The organism is Pseudomonas sp. LBUM1671, from assembly GCF_059695685.1.
This window is the reverse complement of sequence record NZ_CP166782.1, coordinates 711,778-735,828: the sequence shown is the minus strand read 5'-3', so window position 1 is coordinate 735,828 and position 24,051 is coordinate 711,778. Positions and strand designations below refer to the sequence as shown.

Below are 24,051 nucleotides of genomic sequence, written 5' to 3'. Positions count from 1 at the left end.
GTAGAATGCTCGCCATCTGCACCTGATGAGAAAAGACTATGTACGACTGGCTGAACGCCCTGCCCAAGGCAGAACTGCACTTGCACCTGGAGGGTTCGCTGGAGCCTGAGTTGCTGTTCGCCCTGGCCGAACGCAACAAGATCGCCCTGCCGTGGAGCGATGTCGACACCCTGCGCAAGGCGTACGCCTTCAACAACCTGCAAGAGTTTCTCGACCTGTATTACCAGGGCGCCGACGTGTTGCGCACCTCGCAGGATTTCTACGACCTGACCTGGGCCTACCTGTTGCGTTGCAAGGCGCAGAACGTGATTCACACCGAACCGTTCTTCGACCCGCAGACCCACACCGATCGCGGCATCCCGTTCGAGGTGGTCCTCAACGGTATCGCGGCGGCGCTCAAGGATGGCGAGCAGCAACTGGGCATCACCAGCGGCTTGATCCTGAGCTTCCTGCGTCACTTGAGCGAAGACGAAGCCCAGAAAACCCTCGACCAGGCGCTGCCGTTCCGCGAGGCGTTTGTGGCCGTGGGCCTGGACAGTTCGGAGATGGGTCACCCGCCGAGCAAGTTCCAGCGCGTGTTTGATCGTGCCCGTCACGAAGGCTTCCTGACCGTCGCCCACGCAGGTGAAGAAGGCCCGCCCGAGTACATCTGGGAAGCCCTCGACCTGCTGAAAATCCAGCGCATCGACCATGGCGTGCGCGCCATCGAAGACGAGCGCTTGATGCAGCGGATCATCGACGAGCAGATCCCGCTGACCGTGTGCCCGTTGTCCAACACCAAGCTCTGCGTGTTCGACCACATGTCCCAGCACAACATCCTCGACATGCTTGAGCGTGGCGTGAAAGTGACCGTGAACTCGGATGACCCGGCGTACTTTGGCGGGTATGTGACCGAGAACTTCCATGCGCTCTATACCGATCTGGGCATGACTCAGGATCAGGCCAAGCGTTTGGCGCAGAACAGCCTGGATGCGCGGTTGGTAAAACCGTAAGCAACACTGCATAACCCTTTGTGGGAGCGGGCCTTGTGGTGAGGGGATTTATCCCCGCTGGGTCGCGCAGCGGCCCCAAACCTGCAATATCGGAGTATCAGATACACCGCATGCTCTGGTTTTGCGACTGCTTCGCAGCCGAACGGGGATAAATCCCCTCGCCACAAAGGGCCCGCTCCCGCAGGTTCTGTATTCAGCCCGCTACCGGTTCGGTCCGTCAAACAGCGCTAAAGCGCCATTTCCAGCTCGGTTTCCTTGGCGAAACGATGGATTTCCCGTTGCCCCGCGGCCGTGATCTGCAAGGCTCGCGAATCGTTGGGCAGGCTCAGCCAGCCGGACTGCATGAACAGCTGCAACAACGCAGCGCCCAAAGACCCGCCCATGTGCGGGCGTCTTTCGCTCCAGTCGGGACACGCGCAGGCGACTTTGCTGTTGCGATGGGCCAGGGCCTGGATATACACGCCCCGCGAGGCCAGTTGTGTGGACCCCTTGTGGGTGATCATGACCCGCTGCTCGAACTGCTCGATCCAACCGGCATCCAGCAACCGCTGGTAAAGATCGGCCGCCAGGGTGCCTCCCAAATGGTCATCACACAGTCGGGCCCGCAACAACGACGATGGGGCCGCCTGAGGTTTGGCGATGGGGCTGGTGCGTTTGAAAACGTCCGGGACTGGCTGCGGGGCACTGGCCAGCGTCGCGCTGGCCAGTGCTTCGATTGCCGCGCCGACTTCAGGCGCGGCCAGGCGGAAAAAGCGTTTGCGCCCACGGATCTCGACTTTCAACAGACCTCCGGCGGACAAACGCCCCAGGTGTGCACTGGCCGAAGACTGTGACAGGCCGGCCAATAGAGCCAGCTCTTCGGTCTGCCGCGCCGAGCCGTCCATCAAGGCCCACATCATTGCGCTGCGCTTGGGGTCAGCCAGCAACGTGGCGATCTGGCTGATGCAAGGTGCATGTTCCATGTATTCACTCCCTGTTGAATCGTTTCGTCTGCTGCTCAGAGACATCTTGACCAGTAATGTGTCGTCGGCCAAGACGCGGAAACCGCCATAAGCCGGGCAAAGCCACCCACACACCTGTGCCTTTGCTTCGCAGGTATTGCGAAGGTCGGGTGCCTGGCCGAGTGGCCGGGCCGACTGGAACGCGGACTCGCCATCGCAAGATCGACGGTGCGCACATGAGGCGGGCGCTAGTATAAGCGGGTTAACCGCCGGTTCCTGCCCTTGGGAAAGCGTGGGTGGTGATACTTCCTGACAGAAATTTCGCTATTTGCCTGCGACTAATGATCCATGCCCGATATCGTCGGAAATTGGCTGCCCAAATGAGCGCATCGGCTGGCAAGCATTTCCCGCAAAAGGTTCACCGGCTTACTCAATTGTGCGCGATGGGCGCACAGCAAATTCAGCGGTGCGCGCTCACACAGCAGCTCCGGCATCAGCACTTTCAATCGGCCGGCGAGTACATCGGCGGCGACATCGAGCCAGGACTTGTAAGCAATCCCCGCCCCTGCCACTGCCCACAGCCGTACGACATCGGCATCGTCACTGAAGCGATCACCGCTGACGGTCAGGCCGACTTCGCGTTTGCCGTCGTGGAAACTCCAGTGGTCATGGACCCGGCTGCCGAGCATGAACAACAGGCAATTGTGCTGCGCCAGTTGCTCCAGATGCCGCGGCTCGCCATGCCTGGCCAGATAACTCGGTGCGGCGCAGAGCACACGGCGGTTTTGCGGAGCGATGGGCAGTGCCACCAGGCTTGAGTCTTCCGGCTCCCCATAACGCAGGGCAATGTCCACCGGTTGGCGGAACAGGTCGGCGATGCGGTCGCCCAGCAAAAGGCGCACGGTCAGTTTGGGGTGTTCGCGCTGGAACTCGTCGAGCCATGGCAGCAACAGGTTGCGGCCAAAGTCCGACGGCGCCGACAACTGCAAAATCCCGCTGACCTGGTCCTGACCGCTGGCCAACAAACGACGGCCTTCATCGAGGTTGCTCAGGGCGGCCCGGGCATATTCCAGGAAGCCCTCACCTTCGGCGGTCAGGCGCAAACTGCGGGTGGAACGCGCCAGCAAACGCGCGCCGAGTTGCTGTTCGATGCGCTTCAACGCCGCACTGGCCACTGCCGCCGACATGTCCATCACTCGCGCCGCCGCCGACAGGCTCCCAAGGTCGGCAGCCCGGACAAACAACTGCAAGTCATCGAAACGCAGCATTTCCAGCCCCGATTATCAAAAAAATATTGAAAGAGACTGCTCTTTTAGCGGGTTTTATCTTGTTGAGAAATAGCCAATCATCTGTCCCATCGAAATCACCCCATTTGCGGAGTCACCCATGTCCCAGCCTTTCACCGCCATTGCCACCCTCATTGCCAAACCCGGCCAGCAAGACGCCCTCGAACAGCACCTGCGTGCGCTGGTGGAACCGACCCGCGCCGAGGCCGGTTGCGGCCAATACGACCTGCACCAGGACCTGGCCAATCCGCTGGCTTTCTACATGATCGAGCACTGGAGCAGCGACGAAGCCCTGCAAGCCCATGACGCCAGCGCCCATGTCCAGAACTTCCGCGCCAAGGCCGGCGACTTTCTCGAACACTTCGAACTCAAGCGCCTGCGCACCGTGGCTTGATCCCTTCTTCGATTACTGTTCAGGAGCCCTACATGAAAGCCATCGCCTACTACGCCTCTTTACCGATCAGCGACGCCAATTCCCTGCAAGACATCGAACTGCCAGAACCGGTGGCCGGTCCGCGCGACCTGCTGGTGGAAGTCAAAGCTATCTCGGTGAACCCGGTCGACACCAAGGTCCGCCAGAACGTCCAGCCCGAAGGTGGCGCGGCGAAAGTGCTGGGTTGGGATGTGGCCGGTGTGGTCAAGGCCGTCGGCAGCGAAGTCACGCTGTTCAAGGCGGGCGACAAGGTGTTTTACGCCGGCTCCATCGCCCGAGCGGGGGGCAATAGCGAATTGCACGTGGTGGACGAACGCATCGTCGGCCATATGCCGAAAACCCTCGGTTTCGCCGAAGCCGCCGCGCTGCCGCTGACCGCCATCACGGCCTGGGAATTGCTCTTCGAACGCCTGCAAGTGCGCGAAGGTAAAACCGATGAAGGCCAGAGCCTGCTGATCGTCGGCGCGGCGGGCGGTGTGGGGTCGATCCTCACGCAACTGGCCAGCCAGCTCACCGGGCTTAACGTCATCGGCACTGCTTCCCGCCCGCAAACCCAGAGCTGGGTGCGCGAGTTGGGCGCCGATCTGGTGATCGATCACAGCCAGCCGTTGAGCGAAGAACTCAAACGCGCCGGTGTGAACCAGGTGACCCACGTCGCCAGCCTGACCCAGACCGATCATCACCTGGATCAACTGGTCGAGGCGTTGGCCCCGCAAGGCAAACTGGCGTTGATCGATGATCCCAAAGCGCTGGACGTGACCAAGCTCAAGCGCAAGAGCCTGTCGCTGCACTGGGAGTTCATGTACACCCGCTCGCTGTTCGAAACGGCGGACATGATCGAGCAGCACAAACTGCTCAACCGCGTGGCCGGGCTGATCGACGCCGGGACGTTGAAGACCACGGTCGGCGAGCACTTCGGGACCATCAACGCGACCAACCTGCGTCGTGCCCACGAGCTGCTGGAGAGCGGTAAGTCCAAGGGCAAGATTGTGCTCGAAGGGTTCTGAAACAAGCTGAAACAGGTGTCGTCCCTCTGGACGACACCGTCAGTCTGAGAGTTGATCCTTGTCACAATTGCGATCGTATTCGGGTCTACAATCGAAACCTCTGCGATGCATTCTTTTACGTAACATCTTTTAAGAGAGGAGAGTTCAGCAATGAAGATCCTGATAAAAGAAGTGGCTAAATCCCAGTGGCAGGTCCGTCTGGACCAACACGCTGTTACGTTCCGCAGCGAAGCTGAAGCACTCGCCTTCACCAGAACCCTTGAAGCGCGATTGCTCGCGCCCCATCAATTTCCCGACCGCCAGCAGCGTGCCGCTGGCTGAGTCCGTCCTCAGACCTGGGCTTGCGCCAACGCCCGGGCATTTTGCAGACGCCGGGTGAGCATCGCCGCGCTCACCACCAGAATCCCGCACAGGCTGATGACCATGGCCATCGGCACGGCGCTGCCATCGTGTAACACACCGACCAACGCTGCCGCTGCGGCGGCAACACTGAATTGCAGGCAACCGAGCATCGCCGACGCACTGCCGGCGCGGGCGCCCTGCCCGTTCATGGCGCAGGCCGAGGCGTTGGGCAGGATGCAACCGAGGCTGGCGATGCAGATGAACAACGGAATCAGCAGCGGCCATAACTGTTCGGTGTGCAACGTACTGACGGCGAGCAGCGTCAGGCCGGCCCCCAGGTAGATCCACACCGTACGTACCAGCAGAAACGCCGGGCCACGCTTGGCCAGCAGGCGCGCGTTGACCTGCGCCACCAGAATGAACCCCGCTGCGTTGGTCCCGAACAGCCAGCCGAAATGCTCGGCGGGTACGCCGTAGAGTTTGATGAAGACGAACGGTGAACCGGCGATGTAGGCAAACATCCCGGCAATGGCGATACCGCCGGTCAAGGCGTGGCCGAGGTAAACCGGATCCGCCAACAGCCGACCGTACTGACGCAACGCCCCCGACAACGGTTGACGCGGCACGTGGGCCGGCAGACTTTCCGGCAAGCCGATCGCCACAGCCAGCCCCGCCAGGGCACTGAACCCGGTCAGCACCAGGAAGATCGACTGCCAGCCCGTGGTGTTGACCAGCAGTCCACCCAGCATGGGCGCGAGAATCGGTGCCAGGCCCATGACCAGCATCAGTTGCGAAAAGACTTTCGCCGAACCCACCGCATCGCATTTGTCACTGACCACCGCACGGGCGATCACCATCCCGGCGCAACCACCGAGGGCCTGAATGAATCGCGCACCGATCAGCCATTCCAGGTTCGGCGCAAACGCGCAGGCCAGGGAGGCGGCGGTGAACAACCCGACGCCCGTCAACAACGGAATCCGCCGCCCGAAGCGATCCGCCACCGGGCCGTACGCCAGTTGACCGAGGGACAGGCCCAGGAAATACGCGGCGAGTGTCAGCTGCACGTGTTTTTCGTCAGTGCCGAACGCGAGTGCCATCGCCGGGAACGCCGGCAGGTAGAAATCGATCGCCAAAGGACCGAAAGCGCTGAGGGCGCCAAGAATCAAAATGGTACGGAAGTTCATCAGGCATCCAGTTGGGCATGGGTCGGCAGCCCGACAGTCTAGCCGTGCATCGACGCCTTGAACATTCCGATAGCTCGCTAACTATTAAATACCTTTGAAAAATACAAAACCTGTGGGAGCGAGCTTGCTCGCGATGACGGAGTGTCAGTCGATATTAATGGTGAATGACACACCGCTATCGCGAGCAAGCTCGCTCCCACAGGGATTTGTGGTGTTGCTTTAGACGACTTTCGCTTCGTAGCCTTCTTCGCTGATCGCTGCGATCACCTGATCGGTCGTCAGCGCGCTTTCAACACCGACTTCTTTTGCCGCCAGATCGATCCGCACGCTGGCCGCAGGATCCTTGGCTTGCAGCGCCTGGGTAATGGCTTTAACGCAGTGACCGCAGGACATGCCTTGAACGTTGAACACTTGCATGGTGTGGCTCCTTTGATGAGGTTGCGAGCAGTCTCGAGCTTGCCACCATGGCAAGGTCAAGTTCTGCAGAAATCTGCCGGGCTGGCAATCGGCGGCGCGCTCGGCCAAGCTGCGTGCATCAATGACTCGACTTCAGGAGATTCAGCCATGCGCTGGTCAGCTCTCAGCCTGTTTGGCTTCCTCAGCCTATTTGCCGCGACACCTTCGGTTCAAGCCGCCGGGGAGGACTATGGCGTACTGATCATTTCCCGCGAGCGCCTCGAAGTCGCGACCTCCTGCGAGATCGGCGTGTACATCCAGGACCAACTGTCGGCGCGGCTGTTCCAGGAGCAAAGTACCTCGTTCAACCTGCCGCCGGGCAATGTGTCCCTGCGCCTCAAACTGTTGCCGGGCCAGGCACCGGGTTGCAACCCGGGCATGCTCGCACCGGGCTCGCAGAACATCACGCTCAAGGCCGGGGATGTGCTGAAGTTCCGGATTGCGATGACGCAGGAAGGGATGTACCTGAAATCCACCGCTCTCGACTACTGACGCCAATCCCTGCGGGAGCGAGCTTTTGTGGTGAGGGGATTTATCCCCGTTCGACTGCGAAGCAGTCGTAAACCAGTGCACTCGGTGTAACTGATACGGCGAGGTCGCAGGTTTTTGGGCGGCTTCGCCACCCAACGGGGATAAATCCCCTCACCACAAAAGCCCGCCCCCACATTGGGTCTGCGGCGATTTGTAGACTGGCGCTTGACCTTGCCAGCATGGCAAGGTTGATCCTGTAGGCATCTTCTACAGGGAGCGCGACCGATGTCCGAATCCATTACGTTCGATCTGCCGATTGCCGGCATGACCTGCGCCAGTTGCGCCGGGCGTGTCGAGCGTGCCTTGAGCAAAGTCATCGGCGCCTCTGCCGTCAGCGTCAACCTCGCCACCGAGCAGGCCCGGGTCCAGGCGCCTAGCGACAGCCTGCCGGCGTTGATGGATGCAGTGCAGCAGGCCGGTTACAGCGTGCCGCAGCAAAGTCTGGAATTGAGCATCGACGGCATGACCTGCGCCTCCTGCGTCGGCCGTGTCGAACGGGCGCTGGCCAAAGTGCCTGGGGTGAAAAGCGTCAGCGTCAACCTCGCCAACGAACGTGCCCACCTCGAACTGCTCGGACACATCGATCCGCAAATCCTGATCACCGCGGTGACCAAGGCCGGTTACGGCGCCAGCGTCTGGGAAGTCGAACACCCGCAAACCGATCAGCAACAGCAGCGCCTGCACCGCGAGCGGTGGGCGTTGATCATGGCGATCGCCCTCGCCTTGCCGCTGGTGTTGCCGATGTTGCTGCAACCGTTTGGCGTGCACTGGATGCTTCCGGCCTGGGTGCAATTCGCGTTGGCCACGCCGGTGCAGTTCATTTTCGGTGCACGATTTTATGTCGCCGCCTGGAAAGCCGTGCGCGCCGGGGCCGGCAACATGGATTTACTGGTCGCCCTCGGTACCAGCGCCGGCTATGGCTTGAGTCTTTATGAATGGGCCACCGCGGCCGGGCGCATGCCGCATTTGTACTTCGAAGCCTCGGCGGTGGTGATTGCCTTGGTGTTGTTGGGCAAATACCTGGAAAGCCGCGCCAAACGCCAGACCGCCAGTGCCATCCGCGCCCTCGAAGCCTTGCGCCCGGAGCGCGCCATTCAGGTGATCGACGGCCGCGAGCAGGATGTCGCCATCAGCGCCTTGCGCCTCAACGACCTGGTCATGGTCAAGCCCGGCGAACGCTTCCCGGTGGACGGTGAAGTGGTCGAAGGCCAGAGCCACGCCGACGAAGCACTGATCAGCGGCGAAAGCCTGCCGGTACCGAAACAACCTGGCGACAAAGTGACCGGCGGAGCGATCAATGGCGAAGGTCGGTTGTTGGTTCGCACCTTGGCCTTGGGCGCAGAAACGGTGCTGGCGCGGATCATCCGCCTGGTCGAAGACGCCCAGGCTGCGAAAGCGCCGATTCAGAAACTGGTGGATAAAGTCAGCCAGGTGTTCGTTCCCACCGTTCTGTTGATCGCGCTCGCGACTCTGATCGGCTGGTGGTTGTATGGCGCGCCGATGGAAACCGCGTTGATCAATGCCGTTGCGGTGTTGGTCATCGCCTGCCCTTGCGCACTCGGGCTGGCCACGCCCACCGCGATCATGGCCGGCACTGGCGTCGCGGCTCGCTACGGGATTTTGATCAAGGACGCCGAAGCCCTCGAACGTGCGCATGAAGTCAGCGCCGTGGTGTTCGACAAGACCGGCACGCTGACCTCAGGTGCACCGCGCATCGCTCATCTGAGTGCCATCAACGGTGATGAAGCCGCCCTGCTGCAAATGGCCGGCGCCCTGCAGCGCGGCAGTGAACACCCGCTGGCCAAGGCCGTTTCGGACGCATGCACCGAACGCGGCTTGACCGTGGCCGATGTCAGCGACAGCCAATCGCTGACCGGTCGGGGCATCGCCGGCACCCTCGACGGTCGTCGTTTGGCCTTGGGTAATCGCAGGCTGTTGGAAGAAAGCGGTTTGAGCGCAGGGAAACTGGGTGACTCCGCAACCGCTTGGGAAACCGAAGGCCGCACCCTCTCCTGGCTGATCGAACAAAGCCCCAAGCCAACCGTACTGGGCCTGTTCGCGTTCGGTGACACGCTCAAACCCGGTGCGTTGCAGGCGGTGCAACAGCTCAGCGCACGCCACATCAGCAGCCACCTGCTGACCGGCGATAACCGTGGCAGCGCCAAGGTGGTTGCCGAAGCGCTGGGCATTACCGATGTCCACGCCGAAGTCTTGCCGGCAGACAAAGCCGCTACGGTCGCCGAACTGAAGAAAACCGGCGTGGTGGCTATGGTCGGCGATGGCATCAACGACGCCCCGGCCCTGGCGGCCGCCGACATCGGCATCGCCATGGGTGGTGGCACCGACGTGGCCATGCACGCTGCAGGGATCACCCTGATGCGCGGTGATCCACGGCTGGTGCCTGCCGCGCTGGACATCAGCCGCAAGACCTACGCGAAGATCCGGCAAAACCTGTTCTGGGCGTTCGTCTATAACCTGATCGGCATTCCGCTGGCCGCGTTCGGCTTCCTCAACCCGGTGCTGGCCGGCGCGGCGATGGCGTTGTCGAGCGTCAGCGTGGTGAGCAATGCGCTACTGTTGAAAACCTGGAAACCCAAGGACCTGGAGGACAATCGATGAACATCGGCCAAGCAGCCCGGCATAGCGGCCTGAGCGCGAAGATGATTCGTTATTACGAGTCCATCGGCTTGCTCAAGGCCGCCCATCGCACCGACAGCGGCTACCGCGTTTATGGCGACGACGACCTGCACACGCTGGCGTTCATCAAGCGCTCCCGGGACCTGGGGTTTTCACTGGAAGAGGTCGGCAAACTGCTGACCCTCTGGCAGGACCGCCAGCGGGCCAGTGCCGACGTAAAGGCCCTGGCCCGCCAGCATATCGATGAACTGAACCAGAAAATTCTCGAACTCGGTCAGTTGCGCGACACCTTGCAGGACCTGGTCGAACACTGCCAGGGCGACCATCGTCCCGACTGCCCGATTCTCAAAAACCTGGAGTCGGGCTGCTGCGCGCAACCTGTTCGCGCCTGATCGCGAGGACCTTCAAACCCGCCAGGGGAGTAGTGATAATAAAACATTCAGCTACACCCGAAATCTACTGTGGGAGCGGGCTTGCTCGCGAAGGTGGCGGCACATTCACCATTGATGTGACTGACACACCGCTTTCGCTAGCAAGCCCGCTCCCACATTTGAACTCCGGTGTTTGGAGATTGTGGGCAGACATCTACAAAAAACCCGGCCGAAGCCGGGTTTTTCGTTAACCGATCACTGCATCCACGGTGGAGGCGGTTCTTCGGTTTTGCCCGGTGGCGCGTCATCTGCCGCGCGCACCGCTTGTTTGCGCTCTTCATCCAGGCGTGCCGCCTCGATCTCGCGCATGATCCCGCCAACATCGGCCAACTCTTCCGGCTCGTCGAACTCGCCGGTCAAGATACTGGCCGGGTGCAAGGTGCCAGCTTCGTACAGTGCCCACATTTCCTTGGCGTACTTGGTCTTTTTCAACTCTGGCGCAAACCGGCCAAAGTAGGAGGCCATGTTGCCCACGTCCCGCTCCAGCATGCTGAACGCGTGGTTGTTGCCCGCCGCGTCAACCGCTTGCGGCAAGTCGATGATCACCGGGCCCGTCGGGGTCAACAGCACATTGAACTCGGACAGATCACCGTGCACCAGACCGGTACACAACATCAGAACGATCTGCGAAATCAGGAACGCGTGATATTCGCGCGCCTGGTCCGGCTCCAGCACCACGTCGTTCAGACGCGGCGCGGCATCGCCGTACTCATCGGCCACCAGTTCCATCAGCAGTACGCCTTCGAGGAAGTCATACGGCTTGGGCACCCGGACACCCGCACCGGCCAAACGGAACAAAGCCGCCACTTCGGCGTTCTGCCAGGCGTCTTCGGTTTCTTTCTTGCCGAATTTCGAGCCTTTGGCCATCGCTCGCGCCTGACGGCTGTTGCGCACCTTGCGGCCTTCCTGATATTCGGCCGCCTGACGGAAACTGCGTTTATTCGCCTCCTTGTAGACCTTCGCGCAACGTAACTCGTTACCGCAGCGCACCACATAAACAGCTGCTTCTTTACCACTCATGAGTGGGCGCAGCACCTCGTCGACCAGACCGTCCTCGATCAGGGGTTCAATGCGTTTTGGAGTCTTCATCAGCTTTTATTGTGGGTCCTTTATTACCAAACACGCGAAAGTCATTCGTTATACGGCAATCCACTCGTTCGGGGGAGGGGTTGCCGACCTATGAACGTCGAGATGCACACAATGTGCCGGATAAATCGGTCAATCATAGCCGGTCGCCATTGGCCGCCCGAGATCATAGCTGAGCCTGTGCCACTTGGTGACGAAGGGGTGTGAGGGCATTTACGACAGAAGCTGACACCGAAGTTCAAACCCTTCGTAGGATTTTTCTCAACCGGCCTCAATTTCCCCTTCATTCAGCCGAAGTCCTCAGTGACAGAGTGATTTGTCCGACAATCGTTCCGACCAAAAAAACGATGGCGCGCTCAAGGATCCGGGTTGATCAACAACGTTTACGGCTGCCAAAATCCGCGAGTCATCTGCACTGCGTGGGCCTACAAGAAAAATCTGGAGCGCGGATGAACATCAAACAGAAGTTGACCTGGGCGTTTGCAATTATCGCCTGCCTGCCCGTGGTGCTGGTCGCCACCCTCGTCGTGCTGAACTTGCGCAGTGACGCCAAGGAGGATTTCGTCGACGGCAGTGGCCGCGAAATTCGTCAGGTCAGCAACGCCATGCAACTTTTCTTCGACGGCATCAGCCAGAACGTCGATTACCTGGCCAAGCAACCGCTGATCAAGGACTCCGACGACAGCCTCAAGACCTACATGAGCGCCAACGCCGAGAGCATTCCCCAGGGCGAGATGGACAAAAAAGTCTTCAGCCTCCTGCAGGACCTGGGTAACAGCCATCCGTCCTACGCCTACGCCATCCTCGGCACCGCGGCCGGCGGTTATGTGTCCTGGCCGGACGATGCCAAGCTGAACAATTACGACCCGCGCCAACGCCCCTGGTACAAGGCGGCCCAGGCCAAACCGGGCAAGCCGTTTCGCACCGAGGCCTATTACTGGGCTCAGGACGATGCAACTTACGTCAGCACCGTGCGCACCATCGACAACAAATTGGGCAGCAATGGCGGCGTGGTCAGCATCGACGTGACGCTCAAGCAACTCACCGAAATCGTCAAACAGATCAAGCTCGGTGAAACCGGCTACCTGATGTTGCTGGAGAACACCGGCACCGTTTTGGTCGATCCGAAGCAACCGGAACATAACTTCAAGGCTTTGAGCAGCCTGGGCGAGGGTTACGCGCAACTGGCCAAGGCCGGCAAAGGCCTGGTGGAAGTCGAGTTGAACGGCGAACGCTACATGGCCAACGTCTGGCCGTCGGAGCAACTGGGCTGGACCTTCATCGGCCTGATCAAGCAAAACGACGTGATGAGCTCCGCGACCCAACTGACCTGGCTGATCGCAATCATCGCCGCCGTGCTGGCGGTGGTCTTCGCCGTCCTCGGCGCCAGTTTCGCCAGTGTCATCGTGCGGCCGATCCGCAGCGTGGCCAGCGGCCTGGAAGGCATCGCCCAAGGTGAAGGCGACCTGACCAAGAACCTGGAAATCCGTGGCAACGACGAAACTGCGCAATTGGCCAACTGGTTCAACCAGTTCCTGACGGCGATTCGCAACCTGATCCAAAGCATCGGCGGCGCCGCAACCAAAATCCTCGCCACCTCCAAGAGCTCGACCCAGGTTTCCAGCGACATGGCTGAAGCCGCCGGGCGACAGCGTGAAGCGGTGGACATGGTGTCCACGGCGTTCCACGAAATGGTCGCCACCGCCAACGAAGTCGCGCGCTCTTGCAGCCAGGCGGCGGAATCCGCCGACAGTGGCCAGCGCCAGGCGCGCCAAGGTCAGCAACAGATTGATGCGGCCGTGACCAGCGTTGATCGCCTGAGCCAGGAAATCGAACAGTCGGCGCAGTCGATGCAGCAGCTGGAACGCGACAGCAACGACATTCAGTCGATCCTGGGGACCATTCGCTCGATTGCCGAACAGACCAACCTGCTGGCACTGAACGCAGCCATCGAAGCGGCCCGGGCCGGCGAGCAAGGTCGTGGGTTTGCGGTGGTGGCGGATGAAGTCCGGGCGCTGGCCAAACGCACGGCCGACTCCACAGCCGAAATCGATGGCTTGCTGGGCAACCTGGCCAAGCGCACCAGCCAAGTGACTCAGCAGATGCATGCGAGCCTGGAAGTGTCGCAACAATCGGTGACCCGCATCGGCGAAGCGCGCAGCAGTTTCGGGCTGATTCGTGAGTCGGTGGACGTGATTCGCGACATGAACACGCAGATCGCCACGGCGGCGGAAGAACAGCATCAGGTGGCGGAAGACATCAATCGGCACATCAGCCAGATCCATGGCGATGCGCAATTAGTGGCAGAACTGGCGAACTCCGCGCGACTGGATTCGCAGAGCCTGGCCGGGTTGTCGAATGAACTGGACGGGCTGGTTCGCCGCTTCAGGACTTGAGAATGGGGGGTGGTTTTAGATCCACCCCTCACCCTAACCCTCTCCCCAGAGGGGCGAGGGGACTAATTGATGTTTTCTTAAGAAAATTATCGACCTGAGAAACCGAGTCGAACTCAGTTGTCGAAAACCATGAAGATCGGCTCCCTTTCCCCTCTCCCCCGTGGGGAGAGGGCTGGGGTGAGGGGCTGGATCTCACTGCCGAAACAACTCCCCCGGTGTAAACCCAAACAACCCCTTGAACGCCGCAATAAACGCCGACGTCGAGTCATACCCGCAAGACAGCGCCGCATTGGTCACGCTGTTGCCCTCCTCCAGCAAACTCAACGACGACAGCAACCGCATCCGCTGCCGCCAACCGCGGAAACTCAACCCGGTCTCGCGCTGGAACAAGCGCATCAGCGTCTTCTGCGACATCCCCAACCGCTGCGCCCATTCCGGCAACATCACGTTGCGCTCCGGGCTTTCGATCAGCTCATTGCACAACCCGAGCAACCGCTCATGTCGCGGTAACGGCAGGGAAAACCCCACCTCCGGCAGATTCGCCAACTGATCCAGCAGCACATTCACCAATCGTGCTTCCTGGCTATCGCCCTGTGGATACTCCACCGGCAGCAGGCAAAAACTCTTGATCAGCTCACGGGCCAGCGGCGTGACTTCCAGCACCCGGCAACGCCCATCGGCCCATTCGCAATCCTCACGGCGCACGTAGAGGCTGCGCATCTCGGCGCGCATCGAGGTCACCACCTGATGCTCGAGATCCGCCGGAATCCAGATTCCCCACTGCGGCGGCGCAAAGAAGCTGCCTTCCGCAGTGTGCACGCCGAGAACACCGCTGATGGCGTAGGAAAACTGCACCCAGTCGTGGCGATGAGGCGGCGTCCACGACCCGGCATTCAGACTTTCCGCCCTCGCGAACAGCGGACGCGGCAACGCTCTCAGCGTCGGAATCGCTCGTTCGAGGGAAAGTTGTCCGTTACTCGGCATTGATTGGCCTTATGTCGCAAGACAGCAGACAGGGCCAACGTTAGGCTAAGTCATCAATTCTTACAAATGTATTCGGTGGCCGTTATGCATGCCTTCAAACACCTCAAACGCGTGGTCACCGACTGGTTCTTGTGCGGCATGCTGATCGCCACGCTGCTGTCGTATTTCTTTCCGGTCTTCGGCGCCACGGGCGGCGGGATGCACGCCGAATACGTGATCAACATCGGCGTGTTCCTGGTGTTCTTCCTGCACGGCGTCAACCTGTCCAGCGAGCAGATCAGCCATGGCCTGAAGAACTGGAAGCTGCACGTGATGGTTCAGGGCTTCACCTTTGCGGTGTTCCCGCTGATCTGGTGGCTGAGTGACAAGCTGTTGGGTTCGCACATTCCGTCGCTGCTGATGCTCGGCTTCTTCTACCTGTGCGCCCTGCCCTCGACCATTTCGTCTTCCGTGGCCCTGACCGGCAGCGCAGGCGGCAACGTGCCGGCGGCGATTCTTAACGCAAGCCTGTCCAGCGTTCTGGGGATTTTCCTGACGCCGTTGCTGGTGAGTCTGGTAGTCGGCAGCGGTGCCGGCGGCATCGATCTGGGCTCAACCCTGCTCGACCTCTGCGCCATGTTGCTGTTGCCGCTGGTGCTCGGCCAACTGATGCGGCCGTTGTGCGGCAAATTCTTTGCCCGGCACAAGCGCTACACCAACATCGTCGACAAGCTGGTGATCCTGTTGCTGGTGTACTCGGCGTTCTGCAACTCGATGGTCTCGGGGATGTGGCAACAACAGGGCAACAGCGTGATTCTCACGGCATTGCTCGGCAGCGCGATCCTGCTGGCGGTCATCCTGTGGATGACCACCCGCACCGCCCGCGCCTTGAAATTCAGCCCGGCGGATGAGATCGCGGCGGTGTTCTGCGCCAGCAAAAAATCTCTGGCCGCCGGTGCGCCGATGGCCGCGTTGATCTTCGGTGCCAACCCGGGCCTTGGTTTGATTCTGCTGCCGATCATGATTTATCACCCGTTGCAGCTGATCGTCTGCTCGGTGATGGCCGAGAGTTACGCCAACCGCAACCGCGAACGCGTCGCGCAGCAGAATGCCGAGCTGATCAGCGCTCGATAATCGCCGTCACGCCTTGACCGCCAGCGGCGCAGATCGAGATCAAGCCTCGGCCCTTGCCCGCCGCGTCGAGCAACTTCGCCAGGTTGGCGACGATGCGCCCGCCGGTCGCGGCAAACGGATGCCCGGCCGCCAGTGAGCTGCCTTTGACGTTGAGACGGCTGCGGTCGATGGAGCCCAGCGGCGCGTCGAGACCGAGGCGGGTTTTGCAATACTCCGGATCCTCCCAGGCCTTCAACGTGCAAAGCACCTGCGCCGCGAAGGCTTCGTGGATTTCGTAATAGTCGAAGTCCTGCATGGTCAGTCCGTTGCGCGCCAGCAAGCGTGGCACCGCGTACACCGGCGCCATCAACAGCCCTTCGGCACCGTTGACGAAATCCACCGCCGCAGCCTCGCCGTCACGCAAATATGCAAGGATCGGCAAGCCACGTTCCTTCGCCCATTCTTCACTGCCAAGCAGCACCAGCGACGCGCCATCGGTGAGCGGCGTGGAGTTGCCCGCCGTCATCGTGCCCTTGGCGCTTTTCTCGAAGGCCGGTTTCAAGGTGGCGAGTTTTTCCAGGGTCAGGTCCGGACGCAGGTTGTTGTCGCGGGTCAGGCCGAGGAACGGCGTCATCAGGTCGTTGTGCCAGCCTTCGGTGTAAGAGGCGGCGAGTTTTTGGTGACTCTCCAGTGCCAGTTGATCCTGTTCTTCGCGGGGGATGTTCCAGGTCTGGGCCATCAATTCGCAGTGTTGGCCCATGGACAACCCTGTGCGCGGCTCACCGTTGCGCGGGAACTCCGGGATCAAGTCCCGGGGACGCAGCTGCAGAAACGTTTTCAGTTTGTCGCCGGTGGTCTTGGCGCGATTGGCTTGAAGCAACACCCGGCGCAAACCTTCACTGACACTGATCGGCGCATCCGAGGTGGTGTCGACGCCACCGGCAATGCCGCAATCGATCTGTCCCAAGGCAATCTTGTTCGCGACCAGCAACGCCGCTTCCAGACCCGTGCCGCACGCCTGTTGAATGTCATAGGCCGGCGTATAAGGGGACAACCGTGAACCGAGCACACACTCGCGCGTCAGGTTCATGTCGCGGGACAGCTTGAGGACCGCCCCCGCGACCACTTCGCCGATACGCAGGCCATGCAGGTTGTAGCGTTCGATCAGGCCTTCGAGCGCTGCGGTGAGCATCGCCTGGTTACTGGCGGTGGCGTACGGCCCGTTGGAGCGAGCGAAGGGAATACGGTTACCGCCGATAATCGCGACGCGACGCAGCTGAGTCATGAAAAGCTCCTGTCAAAAAATCCAATGTAAACACCAGCCCTGTAGGAGCGAAGCTTGCTCGCGAACGCGCTGGGACATTCAATATCTCCTCTGAATGAAACATCGCCTTCGCGAGCAAGCTTCGCTCCTACACTGTTCAAGCGTAGGCCTAATCTCGTGGATCGAACGACTGATTGCCATTCGTGGTCCACACTTTGAACCCCAGCTGCCGGAGTGCGTTCCATGTCTGACCGTTATATCGACTTCGCCAATTCCTCCATCGGCCATCGTCTGGTCGGGGCCATGGGACTGCCGTCTCCGGTGCGCCTGGAGCGTTGGCAAGCAGGCCGGCTGCGGCCTGTCGAAGGGGCGCTGTTGATTGGCGGCGGCCCGCTGACGGAGAAAGTCAGTGCCTTCGCCAACCGCCTGACCGACGCGATCTACAGCTATGGTACCGAGCCGTCCCTGGCCACCGCGTGGATTCCCGGCCATGGTCCCAAACTCAAGGCCGTGGTGTTCGATGCCAGCAACCTGGTGCAGACCGATCAGCTCAAACAGCTGCGCGAGTTCTTCCAGCCGCTGATAAAAAACCTCGACCACAGCGCGCACCTGGTGATTCTGGGGCGTGCACCAGAGACATTGAGCGACCCGTTCGCCGCCAGCGCACAGCGTGCGGTGGAAGGGTTCAGTCGTTCCCTGGCCAAGGAATTGCGCAGCGGCGGCACCTTGCAGCTGATCTATGTCGGTGAAGGCGTCGAAGATCAACTCGAAGGGCCGCTGCGGTTTTTCCTCTCGCCCAAAAGTGCGTTCGTGTCCGGGCAAGTGATTCGCTTGAAGGCCTGCGATACGCAGGTGTCGGACTGGACTCGTCCACTGGCGGGGCGCAAAGCGCTGGTCACGGGAGCCGCGCGCGGCATTGGTGCCTCCATCGCAGAAACCCTGGCCCGTGACGGCGCCGAGGTGATTCTGCTGGACGTGCCACCGGCCAAGACCGATCTCGACGCGCTCGCCGCACGCCTCGGCGGGCGCAGCATCACCCTGGACATTTGCGCCGAAGACGCCGCAGCGCGGTTGATCGAACTGCTGCCCGACGGTGTCGACATCGTGGTTCACAACGCCGGCATTACCCGCGATAAAACCCTGGCCAACATGACCCCGGAATTCTGGGACGCGGTGCTCGCGGTCAACCTGAATGCGCCGCAAGTGCTGACCAAGGCTCTGCTCGACAGCGGCACCTTGCATGACAACGGGCGGGTGGTTCTGTTGGCGTCCATCAGCGGCATCGCCGGCAATCGCGGACAAACCAACTACGCCGCGAGCAAAGCCGGGCTGATCGGTCTGGCCCAGGCCTGGGCGCCGCTGCTGGATCAGCGCGGTATCAGCATCAACGCGGTGGCGCCGGGATTCATCGAAACCCAGATGACCGCGCACCTGCCATTCGGTATTCGCGAGGCCGGGCGGCGCATGAGTTCATTGGGCCAGGGCGGCCTGCCACAAGACGTCGCCGAAGCGGTCGCGTGGCTCGCTCAACCGGGCACCGGCGCGTTCACCGGGCAAGCGCTGCGAGTCTGCGGGCAAAGTGTCTTGGGGGCATAAAGATGATCACCGATTGGCACACACTCAACCGCGAACCGAGCCTGACCGGTCTGTATGTACGGGCGGCGACACGGCGCAAAATCACCGGCACCACATTGCCCGACACGGGTTTACGCTGCTCGGTCGAAGTCGATCCGCAACGCCTGGCGGCGTATCGCAAGGTCTGCGGTTTTGCCGACAACGGCTTGCTGCCGCCGACCTATCCACACATTCTGGCGTTTGCCTTGCAGATGCAATTGCTCACGGCCAAGGACTTTCCGTTCCCGCTGCTGGGGTTGATTCACCTGAGCAATCGCATTCGCGTCTTGCGCCCTATGGGCGGCGTGCACCGCGTGCGGGTCAGCGTGCAGGTGCAGAACCTGCAACCCCATGCCAAGGGGGCGACATTCGACCTGGTGACGTCGCTCGACGATCAGTTGGGGCCGCTGTGGGAGGCTGAAAGCCAGATGCTGTGCCGCGGGTTCAAGCTTGAAGGGGAACCGGTCGAGGAAGTCCTGGCATCGACAACGGCGCTGACCGAAGTGACTCGCTGGGAAGCGCCGACCGACATTGGCCGCCAGTACGCGAAAGTGTCCGGGGACTACAACCCGATTCACCTGAGTGCGGCGAGCGCCAAGCTGTTTGGTTTTCCCACAGCCATTGCTCATGGACTGTGGAACAAGGCCCGGACATTGGCGGCGTTGAGTGAGCATCTGCCCACGGCGAATGTCGAGATTGCGGTGCAGTTCCGGAAACCGGTGCGGTTACCGAGCGAGGTGACGTTGCTGGCCAGTGCGGCAGGGTCCAGTGGGGATTTTCAGTTAGTGGGCGCGGGGGATCTGGAGCATATGGTGGGGCATTGGCGGCCGATTGCCTGATTGATCTCCGGGTGTCTGTCAGGCCGCCTTCGCGAGCAAGCCCGCTCCCACATTGGGTCTCTGACGATCACGTATTTTGTGTTCGCAGGAGATCCACTGTGGGAGCGGGCTTGCTCGCGAAAGCGGAGTGTCAGGCGACATTAGTCAGCCGCTCCCACAGGGAATTTGTGGTGTTTGAGGATCGGTGTTTAGTGCGGTGGATAGTTGGCGAGGATCCGCCCCACCGTTTCACGTATCGCCGTGCTGCGATCCGACGGATTTGTCGTGTGGCTGAGCATTTGCTCATCGCTGCCACGCCACACAAGTTTGCCGTCCTTGCCATCAATCAGGTCGATCTGGATGGTCGCCACCTTATAGGTCACGTTGCGGGTTTCGTTGTACATCGGCCCACCCCAATAACCGTTCCATGGATTGCCCCAACCGCCGCCATAGTTGGTGGTCACCTGTTGCTGGCGTTCTTCGACGATCAGGTAGGTCTGGACGTCAAGATTTCCCTTGCTGCCAGCGGCGGCCGGGCGCAGGCCACGCTGATCCAGCTGGTCGGCCACCGATTGGCGGATGCGCTGTTCGGTCAGGTCGCTCTTGATCCGTGGATCATCGGGGCGATATTGCAGGGCCGGTTCTTTCCAGGACCAGCTGCGATAGGCGGCGAAGTCGCGGCTGGCATCGAAGTCATTGTTGACCTGGTTGGCGGCGCAGGCACTGAGCAGCGCGGCGACGGCCAGTAAAGCAAAACGGCGGATCATGATGGTTCTCCGGTTGAAGACATGAACCTGTGAAAGTCTTCCAGACAGCAAAAGCTAACTGGGAGGATACGCCGACATGGCCTTTTCTACAGCTTCCCTGATCGCGTCGGCACGCTCGCTCTGACTGCCGCGATTGCCGGTTTCGGCACTGGCGCTCCACACCGGTTGGCCGTTCTGAGCGTCGAACAAATCGACCCGCACCACCACGACCTGTTCCTGATACGTGCGCACAATCGGCACCGTGTTGTACATGCCATAGCCGTTGCCGTAACGGTTGTAGCCGCCATAACCACCGCCGTAATAACCGTAGTCATCCCGAACCTGGCGTAAACGGGTTTCCAGATGCAGATTGGCGCTGACAAACAGGTCAGCCGGACGGTTGTTATCGTGCAACGGGCGCAAGCCGCGCTGATCGAGGGCGTTGCTGACGGCTTCGGCGACCTGGGCCGAGTCCGCCCAGGCGCTGCCCGGTGGCAGTTGCCCGTCGAGCCAGGCCCAACTGCGGTAACGCCCGTAGTCACGCGGCGGTGCCGGGTAGGCGCTGCGGTCGAAGGTGCTGGCCGCTTGAGGCGGTGCCGGCGGCAACGGGTTGGAAGTCGCCACATAAGGGTTGCTGCCCTGGCAGGCCGCCAACCCGAGACAGATCACCAGTAACCCTGAACGACTTTTCATGTTGCGCTCCGATCAGACCGGCCGACAGATCCAGTGTAAATAGCGCCCAAGCCCGGCAAAGCTTGGGTGGCGGCGGTGGGCCAGCTCCATTTCGAGCAAGTCCACGAGTTCGGCGCGGGCCTGGAATTCCACCGGCATGTAGTCGTGAAAAACCCGCACCCCGCTCTGGGTTTCGACCTGCCACAGGCCCTCAAGTTGCGCCGCCAGTTCGCGCGGATCAAGGGGCTGCTGCGGGGTCAGGCTCTGCTTCTCGCCGGCCATGTCGTTCTTGCGCATCTTGCGGAAATGACCTTTGAGCAAGTTGCGGTAAATCAGCGCATCGCGGTTGTAGAAGGCCAGTGACAGCCAGCCATCCTGCTTGGTCAACTGATGCAGCACCGGCAGGATCGCGTGGGGTTCGGCCAGCCATTCCAGCACCGCATGGCAAAGCACCAGGTCGTAGGGCTCGGTGAGCTGACCGAGCAAATCCTGCCACGGTGCCTGAATGAACGTGGCGGTCTGTCCGGCGTCGGCGAAGCGCTGGCGGGCGCCTTCGAGCATCGGCTCGGCGGGTTCGGCCAGCGTGACGTCATGACCGCGCTGGGCCAGCCACAACGACATGTGACCCAGGCCCGCGCCGATATCCAGTACTCGCAGCGGACGGTCCGGCAGGGTTTCGGCCAGGTCGGCCTGAAGCACCGCCAGACGGATCGCGCCTTTGGCACCGCCATAGATTTTCTCGGCGAATCGGGTCGCCAGTTGATCGAAATGACGATCGCTCATCAGCTGAACCTCTTTTCGCTGTCTGCGAGTTTGCTGCGCACCACTTCATTCATGTCCAAGCCCAGCTCGCCGCACAGCAGCAGTAGATAGAGGACGATGTCGCCGATTTCCTGCCCGGCGTGGGCCAGTTTGTCCGCCGGCAACTGGCGCGACTGGTCTTCGGTCAGCCACTGGAAAATCTCCACCAGCTCGGACATTTCCACGCTCGCGGCCATGGCCAGGTTTTTTGGGCTGTGAAATTGCCGCCAGTCATTGCGGTCACGGATGGCGTGCAGGCGTTCGGTCAGTTCAACAAGGTTCATCGGGCTCTCCTGAAGGCGTATAGCTTCGGGGGGATGGCCGGGGATGGCAAGGGTGCTTTTCCTGTGGGAGCGGGCTTGCTCGCGAAAGCGGGCTGAAATCCACCACCGATGTTGACTGACAGACCGCCATCGCGAGCAAGCCCGCTCCCACAGGGCCCATGCAACCCTCTATGCTTGTGGGGAACTCGCCGCCGCAATCCATGGCCCAAGGCTCAAGTCCGGCAAGCACGCCACCACTTACATCAGGACGTTCACGACATGCAGGTAGAAAGTTTTTTCGAATGGCTCGGCCAGGCACTCGGTTCGGTTATCCGTTTTATCGTTGACGGCCTCAGCGGCTTGTTCAACCTGTTGAGCCACGCCGGCAGCAATTTTGTCGAAGGCTTGTCCCGTGCGTTGGGGATGGATACTTCGATTATCAGCATCATTGCGCTGATCCTGGGGTTGATGCTGTTGTGGTCGGCGATCCGGGCGTTTATGAATGCGTCGATCATCATGGGGATTATCTGGTTGCTGTTGGGGCTGTGGTTGCTGAGCTGGATCATCCACTGACACCAGCATCCCCTGTGGGAGCGGGCTTGCTCGCGAAGGCGGCCTTACAGTCGATATTGATGTCGCCTGACAATCCGTATTCGCGAGCAAGCCCGCTCCCACATTAGTACGACACCTCCCGCTACAATGCCCGCTCCCCCAAGGAGCCTGCATGTCCAACCTGATCGCCGACTGGCGCGACCGCACAACCCATCGTCGGGTCTGGGCGCTGGCTGCGCCGATGATTCTTTCGAACATTTCCGTTCCGCTGGTGGCACTGGTCGACAGTACCGTCATCGGCCACCTGCCCCACGCCCATCAGTTGGGTGCCGTCGCAGTCGGGGCCAGCCTGTATACCTTTCTGGCCTGGGGCATGGGCTTTCTGCGCATGGGCACGACCGGTTTCGCGGCCCAGGCCGCCGGGCGCGGAGATGGCGCGGCGTTGCGGCAGATTTTGTTGCAGGGTTTGTTGCTGGCGATGGGGCTGGCGATTTTCCTGGGCGCATTGGGCGTCCCGTTGAGTGGTGTCGCGCTGCACTTCATGCAACCCTCGGCCGAACTCGACCAGCTCACCCGCGAATTTTTCCACACAAGGCTCTTCGGCTTGCCCGCGGCGCTGGCCAGTTATGCGCTGGTCGGCTGGTTCCTTGGCACCCAGAACGCACGGGCACCGCTGGCAATTCTGCTGAGCACCAATCTGGTGAACATCGCGCTGAACCTGTGGTTCGTCCTCGGACTGGACTGGGGCGTGGTCGGGGCAGCCCGGGCGTCGGTGATCGCCGAATGGACCGGGGCCCTGATCGGCTTGTTCATGACCCGCAAAGCCCTGCGCGCCTATCCCGGCCATATCGCCTGGGCCGCACTGGCGCTGTGGCGGAGCTGGCGACCATTGCTGGCGGTCAACCGCGACATTTTCATCCGCAGCCTGGCGCTGCAATCGGTGTTTTTCCTGATCACCGTTCAAGGCGCGCGGCTCGGTGATGCCACCGTCGCCGCGAACGCCCTGCTGCTCAACGGCTTGCTGCTGACCGCCCACGCGCTGGATGGCCTGGCCCATGCCGTGGAAGCCCTGTGCGGGCATGCCATCGGCGCGCGTGATCGAGAGGCGCTGCGTCGCTCCTTGGTGGTTGCCTGCGGCTGGTCATTGCTGGCGAGTGTGGGCTTTGCCGTGCTGTTCGCCTTCGCCGGACATCTGTTCATCGAGATGCAGACCGACATCCAGAGCGTGCGCGACACCGCGTTTATCTACCTGCCCTACCTCGCCGCACTGCCGCTGATCGCCGTCTGGAGTTACCTGCTCGACGGGCTGTTCATCGGCGCCACCCGTGCCCGGGAAATGCGCAACGGCATGCTGTTGACGGTCATTCTGCTGCTGCCGTTCGCCTGGGCACTGCAAGGTTTGGGCAACCATGGACTGTGGATAACGTTCCTGTTGTTCATGGCATTGCGCAGCCTGACCCTCGGGGCGTTTGCCTGGTTCCTGCGCAAGAACGACGGCTGGTTTACAGGCAGGGCTCATTGAG

The 24,051-nt window shown here is 61.2% G+C and carries 24 protein-coding genes and 1 pseudogene; 14 read left to right on the top strand and 11 right to left on the bottom strand.

Annotated elements, in window-relative coordinates:
* Positions 1 to 38 precede the first annotated feature (38 nt).
* The gene (locus ACA060_RS03230; protein WP_497315397.1) at positions 39 to 992 is read left to right on the top strand and encodes an adenosine deaminase; all 954 of its coding nucleotides are present in this window, start codon (positions 39 to 41) and stop codon (positions 990 to 992) included.
* A gap of 227 nt (positions 993 to 1,219) precedes the next feature.
* On the opposite strand, the gene ACA060_RS03225 is transcribed toward ACA060_RS03230, so the two are convergent.
* Together ACA060_RS03225 and vimR are read right to left on the bottom strand one after the other, a co-directional pair.
* Positions 1,220 to 1,954: an ArsR/SmtB family transcription factor gene (locus ACA060_RS03225; RefSeq protein WP_497315395.1), complete on the bottom strand. Its 735-nt coding sequence runs from the start codon at positions 1,952 to 1,954 to the stop codon at positions 1,220 to 1,222.
* A 317-nt stretch (positions 1,955 to 2,271) separates the two neighbouring features.
* Positions 2,272 to 3,201, bottom strand: a complete 930-nt coding sequence (gene vimR / locus ACA060_RS03220) for a transcription regulator VimR (protein ID WP_497315393.1) — start codon at positions 3,199 to 3,201, stop codon at positions 2,272 to 2,274.
* A 118-nt stretch (positions 3,202 to 3,319) separates the two neighbouring features.
* Here vimR and ACA060_RS03215 point away from each other — a divergent pair, with 118 nt between their 5' ends.
* The 3 genes from ACA060_RS03215 (at position 3,320) to ACA060_RS03205 (ending at position 4,980) form a co-directional block, all read left to right on the top strand.
* Entirely contained in the window at positions 3,320 to 3,613 is a 294-nt protein-coding gene (locus tag ACA060_RS03215) for a putative quinol monooxygenase (RefSeq protein WP_109627813.1), read from the top strand.
* 32 nt (positions 3,614 to 3,645) lie between these two features.
* On the top strand, positions 3,646 to 4,659 hold the full coding sequence (locus ACA060_RS03210; protein ID WP_497315391.1) for a zinc-binding alcohol dehydrogenase family protein: 1,014 nt from the start codon (positions 3,646 to 3,648) through the stop codon (positions 4,657 to 4,659).
* 150 nt (positions 4,660 to 4,809) lie between these two features.
* On the top strand, positions 4,810 to 4,980 hold the full coding sequence (locus tag ACA060_RS03205) for a hypothetical protein (protein WP_178082282.1): 171 nt from the start codon (positions 4,810 to 4,812) through the stop codon (positions 4,978 to 4,980).
* Between the two features lie 8 nt (positions 4,981 to 4,988).
* On the opposite strand, the gene ACA060_RS03200 is transcribed toward ACA060_RS03205, so the two are convergent.
* Positions 4,989 to 6,185, bottom strand: coding sequence for a multidrug effflux MFS transporter (locus ACA060_RS03200; protein ID WP_109627811.1), 1,197 nt, complete (start codon positions 6,183 to 6,185; stop codon positions 4,989 to 4,991).
* A gap of 219 nt (positions 6,186 to 6,404) precedes the next feature.
* Complete coding sequence (locus tag ACA060_RS03195) at positions 6,405 to 6,602, bottom strand: heavy-metal-associated domain-containing protein (protein ID WP_497315388.1); 198 nt, start codon at positions 6,600 to 6,602, stop codon at positions 6,405 to 6,407.
* A 147-nt stretch (positions 6,603 to 6,749) separates the two neighbouring features.
* Between ACA060_RS03195 and ACA060_RS03190 the strand changes: the two genes are divergently transcribed.
* The 3 genes from ACA060_RS03190 to cueR all read left to right on the top strand — a co-directional run bounded on the left by ACA060_RS03190 (position 6,750) and on the right by cueR (position 10,201).
* Positions 6,750 to 7,133 carry a hypothetical protein gene (locus tag ACA060_RS03190; RefSeq protein WP_497315386.1) on the top strand — a complete coding sequence of 128 codons (384 nt, stop codon included), beginning with the start codon at positions 6,750 to 6,752 and terminating at the stop codon, positions 7,131 to 7,133.
* 264 nt (positions 7,134 to 7,397) lie between these two features.
* Positions 7,398 to 9,791: a heavy metal translocating P-type ATPase gene (locus ACA060_RS03185; protein ID WP_497315384.1), complete on the top strand. Its 2,394-nt coding sequence runs from the start codon at positions 7,398 to 7,400 to the stop codon at positions 9,789 to 9,791.
* Complete coding sequence (gene cueR, locus ACA060_RS03180; RefSeq protein ID WP_497315382.1) at positions 9,788 to 10,201, top strand: Cu(I)-responsive transcriptional regulator; 414 nt, start codon at positions 9,788 to 9,790, stop codon at positions 10,199 to 10,201. The genes ACA060_RS03185 and cueR overlap by 4 nt, the downstream gene beginning before the upstream one ends.
* Positions 10,202 to 10,435: 234 nt before the next feature.
* Here cueR and ACA060_RS03175 read toward each other — a convergent pair whose 3' ends face one another.
* Positions 10,436 to 11,329: a PA4780 family RIO1-like protein kinase gene (locus ACA060_RS03175; RefSeq protein ID WP_109627806.1), complete on the bottom strand. Its 894-nt coding sequence runs from the start codon at positions 11,327 to 11,329 to the stop codon at positions 10,436 to 10,438.
* Between the two features lie 344 nt (positions 11,330 to 11,673).
* Here ACA060_RS03175 and ACA060_RS03170 point away from each other — a divergent pair.
* Positions 11,674 to 12,864: pseudogene (locus ACA060_RS03170) on the top strand (HAMP domain-containing protein); the annotation flags it as partial.
* Positions 12,865 to 12,954: 90 nt separating this feature from the next.
* Complete coding sequence (locus ACA060_RS03165) at positions 12,955 to 13,722, top strand: methyl-accepting chemotaxis protein (protein WP_370655161.1); 768 nt, start codon at positions 12,955 to 12,957, stop codon at positions 13,720 to 13,722.
* 192 nt (positions 13,723 to 13,914) lie between these two features.
* Here ACA060_RS03165 and ACA060_RS03160 read toward each other — a convergent pair whose 3' ends face one another.
* Positions 13,915 to 14,706 (bottom strand): AraC family transcriptional regulator, encoded by a 792-nt coding sequence (locus ACA060_RS03160; protein WP_497315379.1) that lies wholly within the window; start codon positions 14,704 to 14,706, stop codon positions 13,915 to 13,917.
* Between the two features lie 84 nt (positions 14,707 to 14,790).
* On the opposite strand from ACA060_RS03160, the gene ACA060_RS03155 reads away from it, so the two are divergent.
* On the top strand, positions 14,791 to 15,819 hold the full coding sequence (locus ACA060_RS03155) for a bile acid:sodium symporter family protein (RefSeq protein WP_497315377.1): 1,029 nt from the start codon (positions 14,791 to 14,793) through the stop codon (positions 15,817 to 15,819).
* Here the strand turns inward: ACA060_RS03155 and ACA060_RS03150 are convergent.
* A complete protein-coding gene (locus ACA060_RS03150) occupies positions 15,806 to 17,083 on the bottom strand; it encodes an acetyl-CoA C-acetyltransferase (protein ID WP_497315375.1) in 1,278 nt (425 codons plus the stop codon). The genes ACA060_RS03155 and ACA060_RS03150 overlap by 14 nt on opposite strands.
* Positions 17,084 to 17,305: 222 nt before the next feature.
* On the opposite strand from ACA060_RS03150, the gene ACA060_RS03145 reads away from it, so the two are divergent.
* Together ACA060_RS03145 and ACA060_RS03140 are read left to right on the top strand one after the other, a co-directional pair.
* Positions 17,306 to 18,658 (top strand): 3-oxoacyl-ACP reductase, encoded by a 1,353-nt coding sequence (locus ACA060_RS03145; RefSeq protein ID WP_497315373.1) that lies wholly within the window; start codon positions 17,306 to 17,308, stop codon positions 18,656 to 18,658.
* Between the two features lie 2 nt (positions 18,659 to 18,660).
* Complete coding sequence (locus tag ACA060_RS03140; protein ID WP_497315371.1) at positions 18,661 to 19,515, top strand: MaoC family dehydratase; 855 nt, start codon at positions 18,661 to 18,663, stop codon at positions 19,513 to 19,515.
* A 188-nt stretch (positions 19,516 to 19,703) separates the two neighbouring features.
* Here the strand turns inward: ACA060_RS03140 and ACA060_RS03135 are convergent, their stop codons facing one another.
* Genes ACA060_RS03135 through ACA060_RS03120 form a run of 4 tightly spaced genes read right to left on the bottom strand, consistent with a single transcriptional unit; the run spans position 19,704 to position 21,997 of the window.
* The gene (locus tag ACA060_RS03135; protein WP_497315369.1) at positions 19,704 to 20,261 is read right to left on the bottom strand and encodes a DUF4136 domain-containing protein; all 558 of its coding nucleotides are present in this window, start codon (positions 20,259 to 20,261) and stop codon (positions 19,704 to 19,706) included.
* 54 nt (positions 20,262 to 20,315) lie between these two features.
* Entirely contained in the window at positions 20,316 to 20,933 is a 618-nt protein-coding gene (locus ACA060_RS03130; RefSeq protein WP_497315367.1) for a DUF4136 domain-containing protein, read from the bottom strand.
* Positions 20,934 to 20,945: 12 nt separating this feature from the next.
* Complete coding sequence (locus ACA060_RS03125) at positions 20,946 to 21,695, bottom strand: methyltransferase domain-containing protein (protein WP_017336359.1); 750 nt, start codon at positions 21,693 to 21,695, stop codon at positions 20,946 to 20,948.
* Positions 21,695 to 21,997 carry a MazG-like family protein gene (locus ACA060_RS03120; RefSeq protein WP_109627796.1) on the bottom strand — a complete coding sequence of 101 codons (303 nt, stop codon included), beginning with the start codon at positions 21,995 to 21,997 and terminating at the stop codon, positions 21,695 to 21,697. Before ACA060_RS03120 ends, ACA060_RS03125 begins: the two co-directional genes overlap by 1 nt.
* Before the next feature lie 258 nt (positions 21,998 to 22,255).
* Here ACA060_RS03120 and ACA060_RS03115 point away from each other — a divergent pair, with 258 nt between their 5' ends.
* Together ACA060_RS03115 and ACA060_RS03110 are read left to right on the top strand one after the other, a co-directional pair.
* Positions 22,256 to 22,549, top strand: coding sequence for a hypothetical protein (locus tag ACA060_RS03115; RefSeq protein ID WP_109627794.1), 294 nt, complete (start codon positions 22,256 to 22,258; stop codon positions 22,547 to 22,549).
* 151 nt (positions 22,550 to 22,700) lie between these two features.
* Complete coding sequence (locus ACA060_RS03110) at positions 22,701 to 24,050, top strand: MATE family efflux transporter (protein WP_497315364.1); 1,350 nt, start codon at positions 22,701 to 22,703, stop codon at positions 24,048 to 24,050.
* The last annotated feature ends 1 nt before the right edge of the window (position 24,051 follow it).